Genomic DNA, 18,904 nt, shown 5'->3' on the forward strand with positions numbered 1-18,904 from the left:
ATCAACCCCAAAAGAAAGGAACTACTTTGGAACATATTATCTTGTTAAGGGGAGTGACTCCTAATGGAAAAAATGCTATCCCTAAAATGTCTTATCTAGTAGATATCTTGACAGAAGCTGGTTTTCAACAAGTTCGAACCTATATTCAAAGTGGAAATATTATTCTTGAAAGTAACTTAGCTCTCGAAGAAATACGAGAACAGGTTCATACTCTAATAAAGGAAAAGATTGGAGCCGATCTCAAAATAATCATTAAGAATAAGGATATTTTTAAAAACATTGTCCAAGAAAATCCGTTTGGAGAACACTATCTTTATGACCGTGTACACGTGATTTTTTATCAAGAACCTATTCAAAGTCTTCCTTTAGAAAAATTAAAAATTGATTACGGTGAAGAAGAAATTTGTATCGGTAACCACTGTCTCTACCTCTATCTCCCTAGAACTGCTAAACAAAAGAAACTCCATACCAACTATCTTGAAAAGCTTTTTAATGTAGATTTGACCATGCGAAAACTAAATGTGGTAGAAAAATTATTAAGCAAGTAGTATTTAAATTAGAAAAAATCGGAAGATCACTCCTCCGATTTTATTTTGTCTGAGCTTGGACATAGTGGGCAATGACATCTGATGTATATTGGGCTGTTCCAGTTCCAAATTTGTCAATGTTTTCCTTAAACTCTGGATTATAGACATAGCCTTTTCCAATATGACCGAATACCTCAATAGAGCAGTCAAATCCATAAGTACGAATAGCTTGCAATAGTTTGGCTGCTTCTTCTTGGTTTTCGGTTGCTGTTACAGACAGACCAGCTTGAAGGTTTTGTGCCAAGGCTTGAAAAACTTGGTTGAAGGCGTCTGTGGCCTCGTCTTCGTGACCTTTTTGGCGCTCCAGCGCTTGGTCCATGACTTCTTGTCCATATTTTTCTACCGCTTCTTGGTGGTATTTTTGACTGTCTTGATAGCTAAATCCAGTGAATTTTTCCTCAATCGTCATTTTTCTTTCTCCTTTTTGTTCTTGAATAGTTTTTTGCAAGGTGGAAATCAAGGTATCCAGATGTTCCCTTTCTCGAGTTAGATAGTCCAACTGCCTGGTTAAATGGGGCAATAAATTTGTCCTTTCTTCCTTTAATAGCTCTGCTATTTTTTCTAAAGAAAAACCTAGATATTTGTAATACAGAATGACCTGAAGTCGCTCCAAATCCTCTTGACTGTAGGTTCGATAGCCGTTTTCCGACTTTAAAGGAACCAAAAGTCCTATCTTATCGTAGTGGTGCAGCGTCTTGACCGAGACGCCCGAAAGCTGGGCAGCTTCTTTTATATGGTACATGATTTCCTCCTTATACTCAATGAAAATCAAAGAGCAAACTAGGAAGCTAGCCGCAGGCTGCTCAAAACACCGTTTTGAGGTTGCAGATGGAAGCTGACGTGATTTGAATTTGATTTTCGAAGAGTATTACATTGATAGTATAACCCCTCCCCCTAGGTCAGAGTCAAGCGTTTTTGCGAAATTTTTTACTTTATCATAACATGAAAATGGTTTTCTTGACAGACCTTAGAAAACATGATAGGATAGTCAAGTCTATCAATCAAAAGAAAGGCTCATTTTGAGTACTGATGAGGCTATTTGCCAAGGGCAGTAGCTTTTTCTTTTGTAATACTAATTTTAGGAGTTTAACTATGTCTGAAAAATCGCAATGGGGTTCTAAACTGGGCTTTATCCTAGCATCTGCTGGTTCAGCCATCGGACTTGGTGCCGTTTGGAAATTCCCCTACATGACTGCTGCTAATGGTGGAGGAGGCTTTTTACTTGTCTTTCTCATTTCCACTATTTTAATTGGTTTCCCCCTTTTGCTGGCTGAATTTGCTCTCGGCCGAAGTGCTGGTGTCTCAGCAATCAAAACCTTTGGAAAACTCGGCAAGAATAGCAAGTACAACTTTATCGGTTGGATTGGTGCCTTCGCCCTCTTTATCCTCTTATCTTTCTACAGTGTTATTGGAGGATGGATTTTAGTCTATCTAGGCATTGAGTTTGGAAAATTGTTCCAACTTAGCGGAACTGGTGATTATGCTCAATTATTTACTTCAATCATTTCAAATCCAGCCATTGCCCTAGGAGCTCAAGCGGCCTTTATCTTATTGAATATCTTTATTGTATCACGTGGGGTTCAAAAAGGGATTGAAAGAGCATCGAAAGTCATGATGCCCCTGCTCTTTATCATCTTTGTCGTCATCATCGGTCGTTCTCTCAGTTTGCCAAATGCCATGGAAGGGGTTCTTTACTTCCTCAAACCAGACTTTTCAAAACTGACCAGTGCTGGTCTCCTCTATGCTCTGGGACAATCTTTCTTTGCCCTTTCACTAGGGGTTACAGCCATGCTGACATATGCTTCTTATTTGGATCAGAAAACCAATCTAGTCCAGTCAGGAATTTCTATTGTAGCAATGAACATCTCGGTGTCCATCATGGCAGGTCTAGCCATTTTCCCTGCTATGTCAGCCTTCAATATCCAATCTGAAGGGGGACCGAGCTTGCTCTTTATCGTCTTGCCTCAACTCTTTGACAAGATGCCTTTTGGAACCATTTTCTACATCCTTTTCCTCTTGCTCTTCCTCTTTGCGACGGTCACTTCTTCTGTCGTCATGCTGGAAATCAATGTGGGAAATATCACCAATCAGAATAACAGCAAACGTGCCAAATGGAGTGCCATTTTAGGAATTTTGACCTTTGTCTTTGGAATTCCTTCAGCCCTATCTTACGGTGTCATGGCAGATGTTCACATCTTTGGGAAGACCTTCTTTGACGCTATGGACTTCTTGGTTTCCAATCTCCTTATGCCATTTGGAGCTCTCTGCCTTTCACTTTTTACAGGCTATATCTTTAAAAAGGTTCTTGCAATGGAGGAACTCCATCTCGATGAAATAGCATGGAAACAGGGACTGTTCCAAGTCTGGCTATTCCTTCTTCGTTTCATCATTCCAATCATCATCATCGTGGTCTTTATCGCCCAATTTATGTAATCAAAAGGACTTGAGTAATGAACTCAGGCCCTTTCTTTTTTATGGATGGCTAACAATCAATTCCAAATCTTGTCCTTCCAAGGTCCAAGCTTCAACATCACTTGGTAGGATAAAGTGGCTACCTTTTTGGATTGGATAGTTTTTTCCGTCAACAGTCAGTTGACCTTGACCAGCTAAGACACTAAACAAGCTGTAGTCAGCTGTCTTTTCGAAGTCAACTTTTCCAGTAATTTCCCACTTGTAAACTGCAAAGAAATCATTGGATACAAGGAGAGTGGAACGCAAATCATCTGCTTTAACAGTTACAGGACGGCTATTTGCAGGCTCACCAATGTTCAAGACATCGATGGATTTTTCAAGGTGAAGTTCACGCAAGTTACCATTATCATCCTTACGGTCAAAGTCATAGACACGGTAGGTTGTGTCACTAGACTGTTGGGTTTCAAGGATTAAAATACCTGCACCAATAGCATGCATGGTGCCACTTGGCACATAGAAGAAATCTCCAGCTTTAACTGGTACTTTTGTCAACAAAGCATCCCAATTCTTGTCCTCGATTTGCTGGCGGAGTTCTTCTTTTGACTTGGCATTGTGACCATAGATAATCTCTGAACCTTCATCCGCAGCGATGATGTACCAGCATTCTGTTTTTCCAAGTTCGCCTTCATGCTCGAGTCCGTAAGCATCGTCTGGATGAACTTGAACACTGAGCCAGTCGTTAGCATCCAGAATCTTAGTCAACAGTGGAAATACAGGTTCTGGACGATTGCCAAACAATTCACGGTGTTCTGCATACAAAGTAGCAAGATCTGTTCCCTCGTAGCAACCATTGGCAACTTTAGAGACACCATTTGGATGGGCTGAGATGGCCCAATATTCTCCGATTTTTTCACTTGGGATGTCGTATCCAAACTCATCACGTAGCTTGGTACCACCCCAGATTTTTTCTTGCATAACTGATTGTAAAAATAATGGTTCTGACATGTCGATCTCCTGTCTGATTTTTCTCCCCTCATTATAGCAAAAAAAGAGTTCCAGTTGAACTCTTTTTCACATATTATAAAGTAGGGAGAAGATTTTATAAAAATAGTGAACAAATGTGCTCTACTCAATGCTTGCACCATTGCTGGCAATGACATCCTTGTACCAGTAGAAGGATTTCTTCTTGCTACGTTTGAGGCTTCCATGACCAGCATTATCTCGATCTACATAGATAAAGCCATAGCGCTTGTTCATTTCGCCTGTTCCAGCTGAAACCAGATCGATACAGCCCCAAGTCGTATAACCAAGCAAGTCAACGCCATCTTGGTAAATGGCATCTCGCATGGCCTTGATATGAGCCTCTAAGTAAGCAATCCGATAGTCATCTGCTACATGACCATTCTCATCCGGTGTATCCATAGCACCTAGACCGTTTTCCACGATGAACATTGGCTTTTGGTAACGATCCCAGATGGCATTGAGGGTGATACGAAGACCAAGCGGGTCAATCTGCCACCCCCATTCTGAGGATTCTAGATAGGGATTTTTGAGAGAGGCAAAAACATTTCCAGCTGTTAATTCTTTAACTTCTGGATCACCTGACGCTACTCGACTTGCATAGTAAGAGAAGGAAACAAAGTCAACAGTATTGTTCTTCAACAAAATCAAATCTTCTGCCGTCATTTGAATCTCAATCCCCTCACGTTCCCACTGCTTCTTGGCATAGTTTGGGTATTCCCCACGCGCTTGAACGTCAATGAAGAAGTAACTCTTGCGATCTTCCTTCATGGCTGCCCAGTAGTCTCTCGGATGGGCTGTGTTAGGATAGTATTGCCCTGCTGCCAACATACATCCGACCTTGTTTTCTGGGTCAATTTCGTGGGCAATTTTCGTCGCAAGGGCTGAAGCCACCAACTCATGGTGGGCCGCTTGGTATTTGACCTGTTCTTGATTTTCTCCTTCTTCAAAACAGATCCCAGCTCCCATAAAGGGGGCATGGAGAATCATGTTGATTTCGTTGAAGGTAAGCCAGTATTTGACCAACCCCTTATAGCGGGTAAAGAGTGTGCGACAAAGTTTTTCATAGAAGTCTAACATCCGACGATTGCGCCATCCACCGTATTTTTCAATCAAGTGCATAGGACAGTCGAAATGAGTAATGGTTACCAGAGGTTGGATCCCATACTTGTGGCACTCCTTAAATAAATCCTCATAAAAGGCTAGACCAGCTTCATTTGGCTCGGTTTCGTCGCCTTTAGGAAAAATCCGAGTCCAAGCAATGGATAGACGATAAGTCTTAAAATCCATCTCTGCAAAAAGAGCGATATCTTCCTTGTAATGATGGTACATATCAATGGCTTCTTTGGCTGGGTAAAAATAACCCTCCTCAAACGAAAACATCTTTTTCTGACCTGTGATAATGGCTTCACGGTCTGGACCGATGGGGACGACATCCACGTTGGCCAATCCACGACCGTCTAAATTATAAGCACCTTCACATTGATTAGCAGCCGTAGCACCGCCCCAGAGGAAACCATCTGGAAATTGTAGTCTTTCTGTCATCACTTTACCTCACTTGATTTATTACTTCTATTATACTAAAAAGAAAATAAAATGTTTGAAACTATCTGGGTAATGATGGGGCTGAGCTTGCTTATATATACGAAAAAAAAAGACTGAAATCAGTCTTCTTTTTAAATCAATGCCGTAATAGCCGTTACTAGACCAAAAACGATACCCGGTGCATTGGCAGCTGCAAGTGGAATATCTCTTTCCTTTTTGAAAAGACCATAGTAAACCCAGAGACTACAGTTGATGGCAGCAACCAAGGGCTGGATGAAATTTCCTTTTTGACCAGCCAGATTGTTCATGATTTGTGGGAAGTAAGACACATACATCATAACAGACATAAAGGTCGCTACCCAACCTAAAATTTTCATTTGTTTTTCAGACATTTTCAAAACCTCTTTCATTTTTACTGAATCTTATTTTAAAATATTCTTTCAAAACAATCAAGTCTTTAAAACTTTTGTTATAAAGATATAAACTATCACAATCTTGTTATAAGAAAGAGGGAACAGAAAAAAGACCGAATTGCTCCGTTCTGTTTACTCAATCAAATATTAGAAAATGAATACTCCTTTTCAATGAATCGATTGATTGATGGTAAATAAGCCGTTAGAAATTATTGACAGTATCGAAATTTTCTAGTAAAATGAATTTTGTTAATACCTAAATGGTGTGTAGTTTTCTATCAACATAGTCAGGAGAAAAGGAACTTATGCTAAAAAAATTTAATGAATTGTCACTGAAAGATAAGGCTTATCTAATTGGCGGTTTGAGCTTATTAGTCATTGTGATCTCATTTGGTCTACTCAATCGTCAAACAGTAACTGTCAGTCTTGTCTTTACACAACTATCTGCTCCCTTGATTTTGGTGATTTTTACTTGTCTAGTAATCGGGATCATTGCTGGTAGTGCTATTGGTATTAGCTATCACCATAACAAGACTCAAGATCTGAGAAGCCGCATTGCTGAAGCAGAAGCGACTATCAATATAAAAGACAGGGAGCTTGTCCAGTACGAGGAACAGGTGCAACAATTAAAACAGGAAGCCAAACAATAAGTGTAGAAATCATAACCACCCGTGAAAACGGGTGGTTTTTTGTCTCGCACCTAACGGAGCGAGACGGACTGAAAGTCGCATAAATACAAAAAAGATCGAATTGCTCCGATCTTTTTAAGTTTCACTCCAAGAATGTTTAGATAAAAAATTTGATAATAGAATTACCTACTTCATACGATAAAAATCAATCACTAGACCAGCAGGCCCTTTAACTAATAAGGACTCTGTTCCCCAATCGGTTACAGTTGGTCCGTTTAAAACCTGGATACCAAGTTCTTTCAACCGTTGGTAATTCTGGTCTACATCCTCAACCTCGATATGAAGAATGATTCCTGACTGAAAATCTTCCAAAGGAATCAAATGATTTTGGGACAACATCAGACAGTGACTGCCAATCGTAAACTGAGCAAAACTGTCATCAACATAATCGGGCTTTTTATCCAAAATACGCTCCAAGTCAGCACAGACTTGGGGAACATCTGAAACGATAATATCTAATTGATTTAAATTCATTTACTATCCTCCATAAAAAGACCGGATTGCTCCGATCTTTTTAAGTTCCACGAAGGAATTATTTAATTGCGCGTGATTGCAATCCTTCTTCTTCCAAGAAGAGGCGGAATGGTACGAGTTCTTCTGCTTCGTATTTTTCCTTGAAGTCTTTGATTGCTTCTTCTGAGTGAAGTTTTGGATCCAATTCAAGTACTTCTACTGGAAGTGGACGGTGTGGAGTGATGCGAGCATCGATCACAACAGTTTTACCTTCTTTGTTGAGTTTAACAGCTTCTGCAACAACTGCATCGATGTCTTCGATACGGTCAACTGTAAATCCTACAGCACCTTGAGCTTCAGCGATTTTCGCATAGTCAGCATTAGGGAAGTCACAACCAAACAAGTGTTTGTTTGTGTCTTCGTATTTGTCCTTGATGAAGGCATATTTACCATTTGAGAAGACAACGTTGATAACTGGAAGGTCGTATTGAACGTTTGTGATAACGTCTGGGTAGCACATGTTGAATGCACCGTCACCCATGATGTTCCATACTTGGCGATCTGGATTGTCTTTCTTAGCAGCGATACCACCAGGAAGGGCAATACCCATTGTCGCAAAGAGTGGAGATGTACGCCACATGTTCTTAGGTGTCATGTGAAGGTGACGAGTAGATGTTTGAGTAGTGTCACCTACGTCGATTGAGTAGATAGCGTCTTGATCAGCATGTTTGTTGATTGCATTGTAAACTTGATACAATTGCAATTCACCCTCAGTTTTACCTTCGATTTTGTTCATGTAATCACGCCAGTTTTGGTTGTTCTTAACGTTTGCACGCCACCATGGAGTAGATTCAACTGGGTTCACTTTGTCAAGGATAGCTTTAGCTGCTTGACCTGCATCACCAAGGATTGAAGCGTCTAGGGCATGACGTTTACCAAGTTTGTAAGGGTCGATATCCACTTGGATGAATTTTTCAGTATTCTTGAATGCTTGGTAAACTTCAGCAAATGGGAAGTTTGAACCAAGGAAAAGAACTGTGTCTGCTTCAAAGACCACTTCGTTGGCTGGTTTCCAACCAACACGGTAAGCAGAACCTGTCAAACCTTCATAGTTCCATTCGAAAGCTTCAAAGTTTTTACCAGTTGTGATGATTGGTGCTTTGATTTTACGTGACAATTCAGTAATCACTTCACCAGCTTTCACACCACCGTAACCAGCATAGATAACTGGACGTTCAGCATTGTTCAAGATTTCAACAGCTTTGTCGATTTCAACTTCGTTCAAAGCAGGAGCGATAAATGAACGCTCGTATGAACCTGATCCATAGTATGAGTTTTCGTCAATTTCTTGGAAACCGAAGTTTACTGGGATTTCAACAACAGCTGGACCTTTTTTAGAAACTGCAGCACGGCAAGCTTCGTCAATTACTTTTGGCAATTGCTCAGCGTAAGCTACACGTTTGTTATATACAGCGATACCATTGTACATTGGGTTTTGGTTCAATTCTTGGAAAGCATCCATGTTGAGTTCGTTAACTGGACGTGATCCAAGGATTGCTAGGAATGGAGTGTTATCCATGGCTGCATCGTAAACACCGTTAATCAAGTGAGTCGCACCTGGACCACCTGAACCAACTGCAACCCCGATTGAGCCGCCGAATTTAGCTTGCATAACCGCTGCAAGAGCACCTGTTTCTTCGTGGCGAACCTGCAAGAAACGGATATCTTTGTCTTCAGCCAAAGCATCCATCAATGAGCTGAGTGTTCCTGAAGGGATACCGTAGATTGTGTCTACGCCCCATGTTTTCAATACGTTAAGCATTGCTGCAGATGCAGTAATTTTCCCTTGAGTCATAATGATAACTCTCCTTCAAATATTTTTAAATCTACTAAAAAAGGTTTCATATAGTTTTTGAAAACGTTTCAGTAAATTTTTACATTACTAATTTATCACATTTATTTTTAGTTTACTAAGAATCTGCTCAGAAGTTTTTATTCTCTATTACAGTACAGTTTGAAAACGTTTTTAGCTTCTGTTTTATAATACTCAATGAAAATCAAAGAGCAAACTAGGAAGCTAGCCACAGGTTGCTCAAAGCACAGCTTTGAGGTTGCAGATAAAGCTGACGTGATTTGAAGAGATTTTCAAAGAGTATAAAAAGCGAGCAAGCCCGCTTTTAATCTATTTTACTAAAGTTTAAGAGAAGGGAACTGGTCAGAACGGATACAGAACTAAAGGCCATAGCTAGACCTGCCAGTTCTGGATTGAGGGCCAGTCCAACACCTGAAAAGACTCCTGCTGCAATCGGAATTCCGGCGACATTGTAGATAAAGGCCCAGAAAAGATTGAGCAGAATTCGATTAAAGGTTTTCTTACTCATATCAAAAGCACGAACCACTCCTAGGAGGTTATTAGTTGTCAACACCAAATCTGCTGACTCGATGGCAATATCTGTTCCAGCTCCCATAGCAATCCCCACATCTGCTACACTGAGGGCAGGAGCATCATTGATACCATCACCAACAAAGGCTACTTTTCCAGTCGCTTGTAGTTTATGGATTTCATGGGCTTTTTCTTCTGGTAAGACACCTGCAATGACCTCTTCGATTCCGATCTGATCGGCAATAGCACGCGCCACACCTGCATTGTCTCCTGTCAGCATGACTGTTTTAAGACCTCGTTTTTTCAACTGACTGATGGCAAGCTTAGCATTTTCCTTAGGAATATCTTGCAAAGCAAGCAAGCCTTTGATTTCATTGTCCACAGCCAAGAAAACAACTGTCTTAGCTTCTTTTTCCAGTTCTTCTAGTTTTTCTTGATAAGTGCTAGAAATGTTCATGTCATCCAGCATTTTAGCATTTCCAAGCAAAACTTGTTTTCCATTGATTTGCCCTGAGACACCTTTTCCGTGCAAGGCTTGGAAATTTTCAACAGTTTGAAGCTCAAGTTCAGCTTCACTCGCTCGTTTCACAACGGCTTCAGCCAGTGGGTGTTGAGAAGCTTCTTCCAAGGAAGCTGCCAATCCAAGCACTTCTACTTCGTCGCCGATGATATCTGTAACCATAGGTTTCCCTTCAGTCAAAGTCCCGGTCTTATCAAAGACGATAGTTTGAACTTTCTGGATTTCCTGTAGAACCGTTCCATTTTTGAGGAGAACCCCCATCTTGGCACTACGACCTGTCCCTACCATAAGGGCTGTCGGTGTTGCAAGTCCCAAGGCACAAGGGCAGGCGATAATCAAAACCGCCACTCCATAGAGCAGAGAGGACACAAAGCTGGCACCAAGCACGACCACACTATCCCTGAGCAAGACAAACCAGACCCAAAAGGTCACGATTCCTAAAATGACAACAGCGGGTACAAAAATCCCTGAAATCTTATCTGTCAAATCCTGAATCGGTGCACGACTGGTTTGAGCTTTCTTCACAAAATCGACAATCTGAGCCAAAACAGTCTCTGAACCAACTTTTTCTGCTCTAAAAACAAGTGTTCCACTATTATTGATGGTTGAGCCAATGACGGTATCTCCAACTGTCTTGTCCACAGGCAGACTCTCACCTGTCACCATAGACTCATCAATACTAGAGATACCTTCTACTACGACACCATCAACCGCAATCTTTTCACCGGGACGCACTCGAATCAGATCACCTACCTTGACTTGCTCCAAAGGAACTTGAACATAGTTATCCTCACGCAAGACTTCTGCAGTTTTAGCCTGCAAGTCAAGTAATTTCTCCACGGCTTGGGAAGTATTTTTCCGCATTTTCTCCTCAAAAACAGCTCCCATAAGAACAAAGAAGAAGATAAATGCAGCACTTTCAAAGTAAACGGGGAGACCAGCGAAGAGGGCAACTAAGCTATAGAAATAGGCCACTAGGGTTCCCAGAGCAACCAAGGTATCCATGTTGGCATTGTGCTTTTTAAAACTAGCCCAAGCACTTTGGATATAAGGACCACCTGCTACTAGCATAATCGGTGTTGTGGCTAAAAAGGTGCCCCAACGCATGACTTGGTGACTAATTCCTCCTGTCGACATCCCAATCATGAGGATCACAAGAGGCACAGTAAAGATACTGGTAATCCAAAAACGCTGTAAAAGTGATAGAGATTTTCGAGTCTTCTCAACAACTGTATAACTTCCTTTTTGCATCTTCATACCACAAGAAAATTCATGTTGACCTAATTCTTGAGGTGTAAAACGAATGACTTTCTCCTCATCTACACCAATTGGTTCCAAGATACCTTCTTCTTCAAAAAGAATTTCCTTGTAACAGTTTGAAGGAGTTGCTCGATGAAAGGTGATCTCAGCTGGAATCCCTTTTTGAAGCTGTATATGAGCTGGATGGTAGCCTTTGTCTGCCGTGATACGGATTTTTTGAACACCATTTTCAACACTTGCTTTTACAATTTCAGTCATATCATTCTCCTATTCTACAATCATCTTGCCGTGCATCATATTCATGCCACAAGAGAAACCATACTCTCCAGCCTGCTCAGGCGTGATTTCCACTATATACTCTTCCCCCATAGGCAGGTCCGCATGTACACCAAAATCTGGAAAAACAATTTGATCCAGACAGGGTGAAGGATCCTTACGGTCAAAGACAATGCGGGCTGGCACTGATTTCTTGAGGATAATCAACTCAGGCGTATAGCCCCCCATGACCTCCACTCGAATCTCTTGATAGCCTTTTTTTTGCTGGGCCTTTTGTTCAGATTTTTCAGGCTTTTTGAAAAACCAAAACAAGATAAACACGATAAGGGCAATACAAATAATGGTTACAATAATATTCAACATGACGTCTCCTTTACATACAATTACATTTTACTTCTGATACAGCGTTTGATTTCTTCTCAGAAATCACAGCTTCCAAGTCTTTCAAGTCAGCCTGAGTAAAATCACATTCAGTAATCAAATCAGCCAACAAGTTCTTAATCCTACGAGAACAAACCTTGTCCTTTATATCTTGGACAAGTAAATCCCGACTTTGGTCCAAAGTTAAAAGGGCTGAATAGACAAAGAACTTGCCTTCTTTTTTCCTCGTCAGACACTCTTTCTCAACCAGACGAGCCAAAAGAGTTTGAATGGTTGACTTGGACCAGTCGAACCGCTCCGCCAGAACCCTGATCAAATCCGTACTGGTCTGCTCTCCTTGCATCCAAATAATTTTCATGACCTGCCATTCTGCATCTGAAATCTGCATCAGTACACCTCCAAAATCTACATTTGTCGATTACAATTATTAGTATACTCGGAAAATCTACATTTGTCAACTATGAAATTAATCTTTTCTTTGAAAAATTGAATTTTAATCATTTGAAAAACTATTTGCAGTCAATTTTCACTATATAAACTATAAAAATATGCTATACTAAAGAAAAAAGAAAACAACCACTAGGGGTGCGTAAAGCTGAGATTAACAACTGTTAGACCCTTTGACTCAATCTAGGTAATGCTAGCTGATGGAAGTGGAAATGATAATGGGGACTTGCAGTCTTCTATTACCTTTCTAAAACAGACCAGCTTGTTCTTAAGAATACAAACTTCAGTTGGTTGGGAGGTTTTAGATGACTTATTTACCCGTTGCTTTGACCATTGCAGGGACTGACCCTAGTGGTGGTGCTGGCATTATGGCAGATTTAAAGTCGTTCCAAGCTAGAGATGTCTACGGAATGGCCGTTGTAACCAGTCTTGTCGCTCAAAATACCAGAGGTGTTCAATTAATCGAGCACGTTTCTCCTCAAATGTTAAAAGCCCAATTGGATAGTGTCTTTTCAGATATCAAGCCTCAGGCTGTAAAAACAGGGATGTTGGCTACTACTGAAATTATGGAAATCATCCAGCCCTATCTTAAAAAGCTGGATTGTCCATACGTCCTTGACCCTGTTATGGTCGCTACGAGCGGAGACACCCTGATTGATACCAGTGCCAGAAGCTACCTAAAAACAAACCTGCTTCCCCTTGCAACCATCATCACACCCAATCTTCCTGAGGCGGAAGAGATTGTTGGTTTTTCAATCCATGATCCTGAAGACATGCAGCGTGCCGGACGCCTGATTTTAAAAGAATTTGGTCCTCAGTCTGTTGTTATTAAAGGCGGGCATCTCGAAGGCGGTGCCAAGGATTTCCTCTTTACAAAGGATGAGCAATTTGTCTGGGAAAGCCCACGAATTCAAACCTGTCATACACATGGTACTGGATGTACCTTTGCTGCAGTGATTACTGCTGAACTAGCCAAGGGGAAAACCCTCTATCAAGCAGTCGATAAAGCCAAGGCCTTTATCACGAAAGCCATCCAAGACGCCCCTCAACTCGGTCATGGTTCTGGCCCAGTCAACCATACAAGCTTTAAAGATTAAAAAACTCTCTAGTTCCCACTTTAAGGGAATTAGAGAGTTTTTGATTAGGAAATAATGTCATCCAACTTTGTCAAAAAGGCTTGCGTTTTTGCCTCTATATCTTCTGCTTGCATTAGATCACGCACTACAGCTACACCAGCTATACCAGTATCAATAAGCTGATCAATATTCTCTGATGTCAAGCCGCCAATAGCAACTACTGGAATGGCGACCCTTTGGCAAATTGTTTTCAAGGTTGAAATCAGGGTGATGGGTGCATTTTCCTTGGTCGTAGTCGGGAAAATGGCTCCTGTCCCCAAGTAATTCGCCCCTCCTTCTTCTGCCTCAAGGGCTCTTTTAACCGTTTTAGCTGTAACACCGAGGATTTTTTCAGGGCCCAAGACTTGTCGGGCAACCGAAACTGGTAATTCATCATCTCCGATATGCAGACCAGCAGCATCAACCGCAAGACAAACATCCAAACGATCATCGATAATCAAGGGAACCTGATAGGCATCGGTTATTTTCTTGACTTGTTTTGCCAAGTGATAGTATTGATTGGTAGTGAGATTTTTTTCTCGTAGTTGGATGATGGTAACGCCTGAACGGCAAGCCGCCTCAACCTTTTCAAGAAAACTTTCCAAGGAATCTTGGTAGCGATTGGTTACCAGATATAGTCTAAGTGCTTTTCTATTCATAAATATCTCCTTTGATAGCTTCTAGCCAGTTTTCATCTCTTTTGAGGAGCGAAAGCTGATTGAGTACTTGGTAACGAAAATCTTCCAATCCCATTCCTTGTACAAGTATTCTCTCAGCGGAGATATTAAGATAAGAGACCGCTAGACACGAAGCTACAAAGCCAGTCTTTCCTTGGCTGAGAAAAACGGCTGTCAAGGCTCCAACCAAATCTCCCGTTCCTGTTATCCAGTCTAATTCTGCACAGCCATTTTCCAGTACAGCGACCTGATTCTTCGAAACGATGAGATCCTTGGGACCAGTGACTAATAATGACATGCCAGGATAGGTCTGACACCAGTCTTTCAAGACTTGAAGTAAGTCCTCAGTTTCTTGATCTTTAGCACTCGCATCGACCCCAACACCGTGGTGTTTTAAGCCAACAAGACTTCGGATTTCCGACATATTTCCTTTAAGGACTGTGGGTTTATAGTCTAAAAGATCCCTGACTAGTCCCTTACGAATGGGCGACGCTGATACACCAACCGCATCTACTACCATCGGGAGACAAGCTTGGTTTGCATAAGAAGCTGCCATACGAATTGCTTTTTCCTTCTCAGCAGACAAATGCCCCAAATTGATGAAGAGAGCCTGGCTTTGTTTGGTAAAATCAAGAACCTCACGGGGATCATCTGCCATGACAGGTTTGCATCCCAGCGCCAAAATTCCATTGGCCAACATCTCACAAGAAATCTCATTGGTAATGCAGTGAATCAAGGAACTGGTTGCTAGAGGAAAGGGATTTGTAAATGCCTGCATCAGTCTATCCTTTCAGAAAAGAAATATCCCTGAACTTTTTTAAAGAATTCCTGCTTGATTAAAAATCGAAAGGCAATAAAGGAAATCGCTGTACCAATCAAGGTTGCTCCGAAAAATCGAGGAGTATAGATAAACCAGCTAAGCTTTGCAGCTGATCCTGTAAAGAGTACCATAACAGGATAGGAAACAATTGAACCAATAATACCTGTTCCCACAATTTCTCCCAAGGCAGAAAAGTGAAATTTTCGACCATACTTATAAAAGAGACCTGCTAGAAGGGCTCCAAAAGTCGCTCCTGTGAGAGCCAAAGGCGGAATCCCTTGAGTCGTCATACGGATAAAGGCTGTCACTGTAGCCATAACCAAAGCATAAACAGGTCCCATCATGATTCCTGCTAGAATATTGACTACACTGGACATCGGTGCCATTCCCTCAATCCGAAAGATAGGCGTAAGGACTACATCAAGGGCAATCATCATGGATAAAATGGTTAATTTGTGAACTTGTAATTGGTGCTTTCTCATGTTTCTATTCTTCTCCTGTTTCTAAAGACTGTAAATCGCTCTTCCATGTCTGATGTTGGTAGGCCATTTCCCAAAACTTGGCTTCCATGTGAACACTGATGTGGAAGGCATCTAGCATTTTTTTCTTGTCTGTCTCGTCACTTTCTCGATAGAGTTGATTGACCAGCTCAGACTCTTCTTTTATTTGCTGTTCAAGTTCATCCGTAATATAAGTTTCAATCCATTGTTGGTAGAGAGGATTTGGTGATGGTTTAAGATTAAGTGATTTGCCTATATCATGGTATAACCAAGGACAAGGCAGCAAGCTTGCAAAGGCAATTCCCAAGTTTGACTCTACAAATTGTCGATAAATATGAGAAATGTAATGATAGCAGGTTGGAGCGATTGGATATTGCTCCATTTCCTGGTCGCTGATTCCTAATTCCTTGAAAAATTGTTGGCGGATAAATAACTCACCTTCCACTAGACTCTGAGCATTTTGTTTCAATAGTCTTTTCATCTCTTGGTTTGAAGTCTTATCAGCCAAGAGGTGATAGGCTTCTGAGAAGGCCTTCAAATAGTAGGCATCCTGAATCAAGTAATAGCGAAAGATGGACGGATCTAAATCTCCCTCTTGCAACTGTAAAACAAAGGGGTGATGAAAGGAAGCCTGCCAAGCTTCCTTGGATAATTCCATCGCAATATCTGTAAATTCCATAATAACTCCTTTATAAAAATAGACTGGTTTGAAGTAATAAAAAGAACAGCAGGTAGATGAGTATTGTCCTTTGAGGAATATAAAAAGTCCGATAGCGATTCTCCACCTGTGCATATTCGTCATATCCATGCGCCGATAGAGCTCTCAAGTAAAGATGGCGCCATCTAAAGACCGTCATCAAAACCTTACTGTAAATCAGGGGCGACCAAAAATGTAGTTCTTGACCGCGTAATAAGCAAGCTTCCTTGAGAGACTTGATTTCTTGCTGAATGAGGGGGAAGGAATTGAATACCACAATCAAGGCATAGGCCCAAGAGCGTGATAACCCCTTTTGGGCCAAGTACAAGAGAAGCTCTTTTAGGGAAATAGAGGAAACAAAGACAAGGCCGATACAAACTGTCACAAAGGCCCTCGTTCCAAGCATGACTGCCTGCGAAGCATCCCCATGTAACTGAACTGCCCAATAGTTGGCCAAAGATGGCAAAATGGCAAGCAGAATCATCCAAGCCAATACTTTAAATCGACGGTAATAGAGCATAAAGAGAATACAAAATGCGACTACCGAAAGATTAAGAGCAATCGAAGGAATGAAAGATGTTTCCAAGGATAAAATCAGCAAGAATAGACTGATAATCGGTGTCTGGGTTGCTACTTTTACCATACTATCTCACCTCCCCTTGAGCATTGTTACTCTGAGATGTGAGTGGCTTGGCAATTGTCACTTCTTTCACATGACTGAGCCCCTGACTAGTCATCTCAATCCAATAATCAACCACAGAGATCAAAGGATCTAAACGATGGCTAATGATCAGAAAACTTCTTCCTTGATTTCTCTCCTCCAGAATCCACTGACAAAAATAATAGCAAGCTCTGTCATCCAAACCTGCAAAAGGTTCGTCTAGCAAGATCACAGAAGCCTTGCTGGTCAAAATGGTCAAGAGCTGAAGAATCTTTTGCTGACCACCACTTAATTGATAAGGACTCTTATCGAGTGCCTGCTCCAGATCAAAATATCGTAAAGCTTGGAAAATTCGTTGATTTCTTTCAGAATCAGGTCCATCTAATTGAAGCTCTTCCCTCAGACTGACTCGGATAAACTGCTTCTCAGCTTCTTGAACAACACCCGTCAGATCACGGTACAAACTCTTTTTCTTTTTAAGAACCGATCCCTTCCAACTAATGCGCCCTTTATACTTTTGAAATTGAAGAATGGAGCGAAAGAGGGTTGATTTCCCAACACCATTGTCACCCAAAATACAGGAAATTCCTTGGTAGAATGTAAAATCCGCAATCAAAAAGAGGGGACGCTTATCCAGCTCACAAGTCATTCGGTCCATATGGAATAGTTCTGGGCTAGAAGTAACTACCTTTGAAGCAACCTGTGTCATCTCAGAGGAAGGGATTTGAAACACTTCTCTTAGTTGTCCGTCTCTTAGCTCCACCATATGGTCGATATAGGCTTCATAGTCAGATAAATCATGGTCGCACAAAATAACTGTCTTCCCATTAGAGGCCAACTCTTTTAGAATCTCCAATATCTCTAACCTGCTCTTGCGGTCAATGGAAGCGAAGGGCTCATCCAAGAGATAGACCCTAGGATTCATAGCAAAGAGAACAGCCAAAGCAGCCTTTTGCTTTTCCCCACCTGATAGGTGATGGATGGGACGGTGCAAGATCTTCTCACAGCGACATTGTCGAACCACATCTGCTATTTTTGAATCAATTTCCTTAACGGGATGCCCGATATTCTCTAGGGTAAAAATCAGCTCCTCAAACAAGCTCTCCATGGTAAATTGATGATTGGGATTTTGAAAGAGAATACCGACCGTCTGGATACGTTCAACAATTGAAAGCTGACTAACCTCACTCCCATCTATTAGTACTTGACCGCTATAGGGAAGAGAACTGACTTGAGCAATGATTTGAAAGAGGCTGGATTTTCCTGAACCACTGCTCCCAACTAACAAGGTAAATGCCTGCGCATGAAAAGTAAAGTCAATCGGCTCAGAGAAGATTGGGGACTGAATCGCTCGTAGTTCCAGCCCCATCTATGCCTTCCCTCCAGCTGCAAACTGATGATAAAGTTTGACAATGGCACGAACCAAGATAGTACAGAAGAAAAAGACAGAAATAAAGCGCACTACAAGCAAGGAAAGGACAAAAGGAAGGGAGAAGGCGTAGTAACCTAACTTAATGTATTCATAGACAAAGCTAACAAGCGTAATCCCAATACTATTGGCAGTTAGAGAGAGCCAACTTTCATAACGATTCTTGGTTACAATAAAACCAAGTTCACTTCCCAAACCTTGAACCAAGCCAGACAAAAGGGCGCCTAGACCGAATTGGCTACCATAAAGAACTTCAGCAAGTGCAGCGAGCACTTCTCCAATCGTCGCACTTCCGACTCTTGGAACAAAGATAGCAGCAATGGGCGCAGCCATACACCAGAGACCAAAGAGGATTTCATTAGCAAAGGCCTGCAAACCAATAGGGGCTAAAATCAGAGTGAGGATATCAAACAGATAGCCTGAGCCCACAAAAACGCCACCAAAAAAGATAGACAAGAAAGCAAGTAAGATAACATCTTTTAAACGCCATTTTTTAAACATAAAAACTCCTTTTAAGACAATAGGGCCTTTAAGAGAGACCTGCCATCATACTCTGCATCTAGTCTATCTAGTAAAAAATAAAAAACTCTAATCACACACAAGAATTAGAGTTTTGCTT

Annotated in this window: 20 protein-coding genes and 1 riboswitch; of the genes, 4 read left to right on the plus strand and 16 right to left on the minus strand. The window is 41.3% G+C overall.

Annotated elements, in window-relative coordinates; all coding sequences use genetic code 11:
• The first annotated feature begins 26 nt into the window (after positions 1 to 26).
• Entirely contained in the window at positions 27 to 548 is a 522-nt protein-coding gene (locus N8L33_RS01230; RefSeq protein ID WP_261058080.1) for a DUF1697 domain-containing protein, read from the plus strand.
• Between the two features lie 40 nt (positions 549 to 588).
• Here the strand turns inward: N8L33_RS01230 and N8L33_RS01235 are convergent, their stop codons facing one another.
• A complete protein-coding gene (locus N8L33_RS01235) occupies positions 589 to 1,329 on the minus strand; it encodes a MerR family transcriptional regulator (protein ID WP_261058081.1) in 741 nt (246 codons plus the stop codon).
• 350 nt (positions 1,330 to 1,679) lie between these two features.
• Between N8L33_RS01235 and N8L33_RS01240 the strand changes: the two genes are divergently transcribed.
• Positions 1,680 to 3,020, plus strand: coding sequence for a sodium-dependent transporter (locus tag N8L33_RS01240; protein WP_023947248.1), 1,341 nt, complete (start codon positions 1,680 to 1,682; stop codon positions 3,018 to 3,020).
• 39 nt (positions 3,021 to 3,059) lie between these two features.
• Here the strand turns inward: N8L33_RS01240 and manA are convergent, their stop codons facing one another.
• From manA to N8L33_RS01255, 3 genes are all read right to left on the minus strand, one after another.
• Positions 3,060 to 4,004 carry a mannose-6-phosphate isomerase, class I gene (manA, locus tag N8L33_RS01245; protein ID WP_020903485.1) on the minus strand — a complete coding sequence of 315 codons (945 nt, stop codon included), beginning with the start codon at positions 4,002 to 4,004 and terminating at the stop codon, positions 3,060 to 3,062.
• A 120-nt stretch (positions 4,005 to 4,124) separates the two neighbouring features.
• Entirely contained in the window at positions 4,125 to 5,564 is a 1,440-nt protein-coding gene (locus N8L33_RS01250) for a 6-phospho-beta-glucosidase (RefSeq protein WP_261058082.1), read from the minus strand.
• 131 nt (positions 5,565 to 5,695) lie between these two features.
• Positions 5,696 to 5,956 carry a SemiSWEET family transporter gene (locus N8L33_RS01255; RefSeq protein WP_001291473.1) on the minus strand — a complete coding sequence of 87 codons (261 nt, stop codon included), beginning with the start codon at positions 5,954 to 5,956 and terminating at the stop codon, positions 5,696 to 5,698.
• Positions 5,957 to 6,282: 326 nt separating this feature from the next.
• Between N8L33_RS01255 and N8L33_RS01260 the strand changes: the two genes are divergently transcribed.
• Complete coding sequence (locus N8L33_RS01260; protein ID WP_000913393.1) at positions 6,283 to 6,627, plus strand: lipopolysaccharide assembly protein LapA domain-containing protein; 345 nt, start codon at positions 6,283 to 6,285, stop codon at positions 6,625 to 6,627.
• 165 nt (positions 6,628 to 6,792) lie between these two features.
• Here the strand turns inward: N8L33_RS01260 and N8L33_RS01265 are convergent, their stop codons facing one another.
• From N8L33_RS01265 to N8L33_RS01285, 5 genes are all read right to left on the minus strand, one after another.
• Positions 6,793 to 7,140, minus strand: coding sequence for a VOC family protein (locus tag N8L33_RS01265; protein WP_001052638.1), 348 nt, complete (start codon positions 7,138 to 7,140; stop codon positions 6,793 to 6,795).
• Between the two features lie 58 nt (positions 7,141 to 7,198).
• Entirely contained in the window at positions 7,199 to 8,974 is a 1,776-nt protein-coding gene (gene spxB / locus N8L33_RS01270) for a pyruvate oxidase (protein ID WP_000191819.1), read from the minus strand.
• Positions 8,975 to 9,296: 322 nt separating this feature from the next.
• A complete protein-coding gene (locus N8L33_RS01275; RefSeq protein ID WP_261058083.1) occupies positions 9,297 to 11,540 on the minus strand; it encodes a heavy metal translocating P-type ATPase in 2,244 nt (747 codons plus the stop codon).
• A 9-nt stretch (positions 11,541 to 11,549) separates the two neighbouring features.
• Complete coding sequence (locus tag N8L33_RS01280) at positions 11,550 to 11,921, minus strand: cupredoxin domain-containing protein (RefSeq protein ID WP_261058084.1); 372 nt, start codon at positions 11,919 to 11,921, stop codon at positions 11,550 to 11,552.
• 10 nt (positions 11,922 to 11,931) lie between these two features.
• Positions 11,932 to 12,327, minus strand: coding sequence for a CopY/TcrY family copper transport repressor (locus tag N8L33_RS01285; protein ID WP_261058085.1), 396 nt, complete (start codon positions 12,325 to 12,327; stop codon positions 11,932 to 11,934).
• Between the two features lie 183 nt (positions 12,328 to 12,510).
• Positions 12,511 to 12,608, plus strand: a riboswitch (TPP riboswitch).
• Between the two features lie 83 nt (positions 12,609 to 12,691).
• On the opposite strand from N8L33_RS01285, the gene thiD reads away from it, so the two are divergent.
• Complete coding sequence (gene thiD, locus N8L33_RS01290; protein ID WP_261058086.1) at positions 12,692 to 13,483, plus strand: bifunctional hydroxymethylpyrimidine kinase/phosphomethylpyrimidine kinase; 792 nt, start codon at positions 12,692 to 12,694, stop codon at positions 13,481 to 13,483.
• A gap of 44 nt (positions 13,484 to 13,527) precedes the next feature.
• Here the strand turns inward: thiD and thiE are convergent, their stop codons facing one another.
• The 7 genes from thiE to N8L33_RS01325 are packed head-to-tail and all read right to left on the minus strand — an operon-like array spanning position 13,528 to position 18,786.
• Entirely contained in the window at positions 13,528 to 14,160 is a 633-nt protein-coding gene (gene thiE / locus N8L33_RS01295; protein WP_261058087.1) for a thiamine phosphate synthase, read from the minus strand.
• On the minus strand, positions 14,153 to 14,956 hold the full coding sequence (gene thiM / locus N8L33_RS01300) for a hydroxyethylthiazole kinase (RefSeq protein WP_261058088.1): 804 nt from the start codon (positions 14,954 to 14,956) through the stop codon (positions 14,153 to 14,155). The genes thiE and thiM overlap by 8 nt, the downstream gene beginning before the upstream one ends.
• On the minus strand, positions 14,956 to 15,480 hold the full coding sequence (gene thiW / locus N8L33_RS01305) for an energy coupling factor transporter S component ThiW (protein WP_261058089.1): 525 nt from the start codon (positions 15,478 to 15,480) through the stop codon (positions 14,956 to 14,958). The genes thiM and thiW overlap by 1 nt, the downstream gene beginning before the upstream one ends.
• A gap of 4 nt (positions 15,481 to 15,484) precedes the next feature.
• Complete coding sequence (tenA, locus tag N8L33_RS01310) at positions 15,485 to 16,177, minus strand: thiaminase II (protein WP_261058090.1); 693 nt, start codon at positions 16,175 to 16,177, stop codon at positions 15,485 to 15,487.
• Positions 16,178 to 16,187: 10 nt separating this feature from the next.
• Entirely contained in the window at positions 16,188 to 16,838 is a 651-nt protein-coding gene (locus N8L33_RS01315; protein WP_261058091.1) for an energy-coupling factor transporter transmembrane component T, read from the minus strand.
• A gap of 1 nt (position 16,839) precedes the next feature.
• The gene (locus N8L33_RS01320) at positions 16,840 to 18,225 is read right to left on the minus strand and encodes an ATP-binding cassette domain-containing protein (RefSeq protein ID WP_261058092.1); all 1,386 of its coding nucleotides are present in this window, start codon (positions 18,223 to 18,225) and stop codon (positions 16,840 to 16,842) included.
• Complete coding sequence (locus N8L33_RS01325; RefSeq protein ID WP_261058093.1) at positions 18,226 to 18,786, minus strand: ECF transporter S component; 561 nt, start codon at positions 18,784 to 18,786, stop codon at positions 18,226 to 18,228.
• Positions 18,787 to 18,904 lie beyond the last annotated feature (118 nt).

This window comes from Streptococcus mitis (genome assembly GCF_946188695.1).
In the GTDB taxonomy this organism is placed as follows: domain Bacteria; phylum Bacillota; class Bacilli; order Lactobacillales; family Streptococcaceae; genus Streptococcus; species Streptococcus mitis_DF.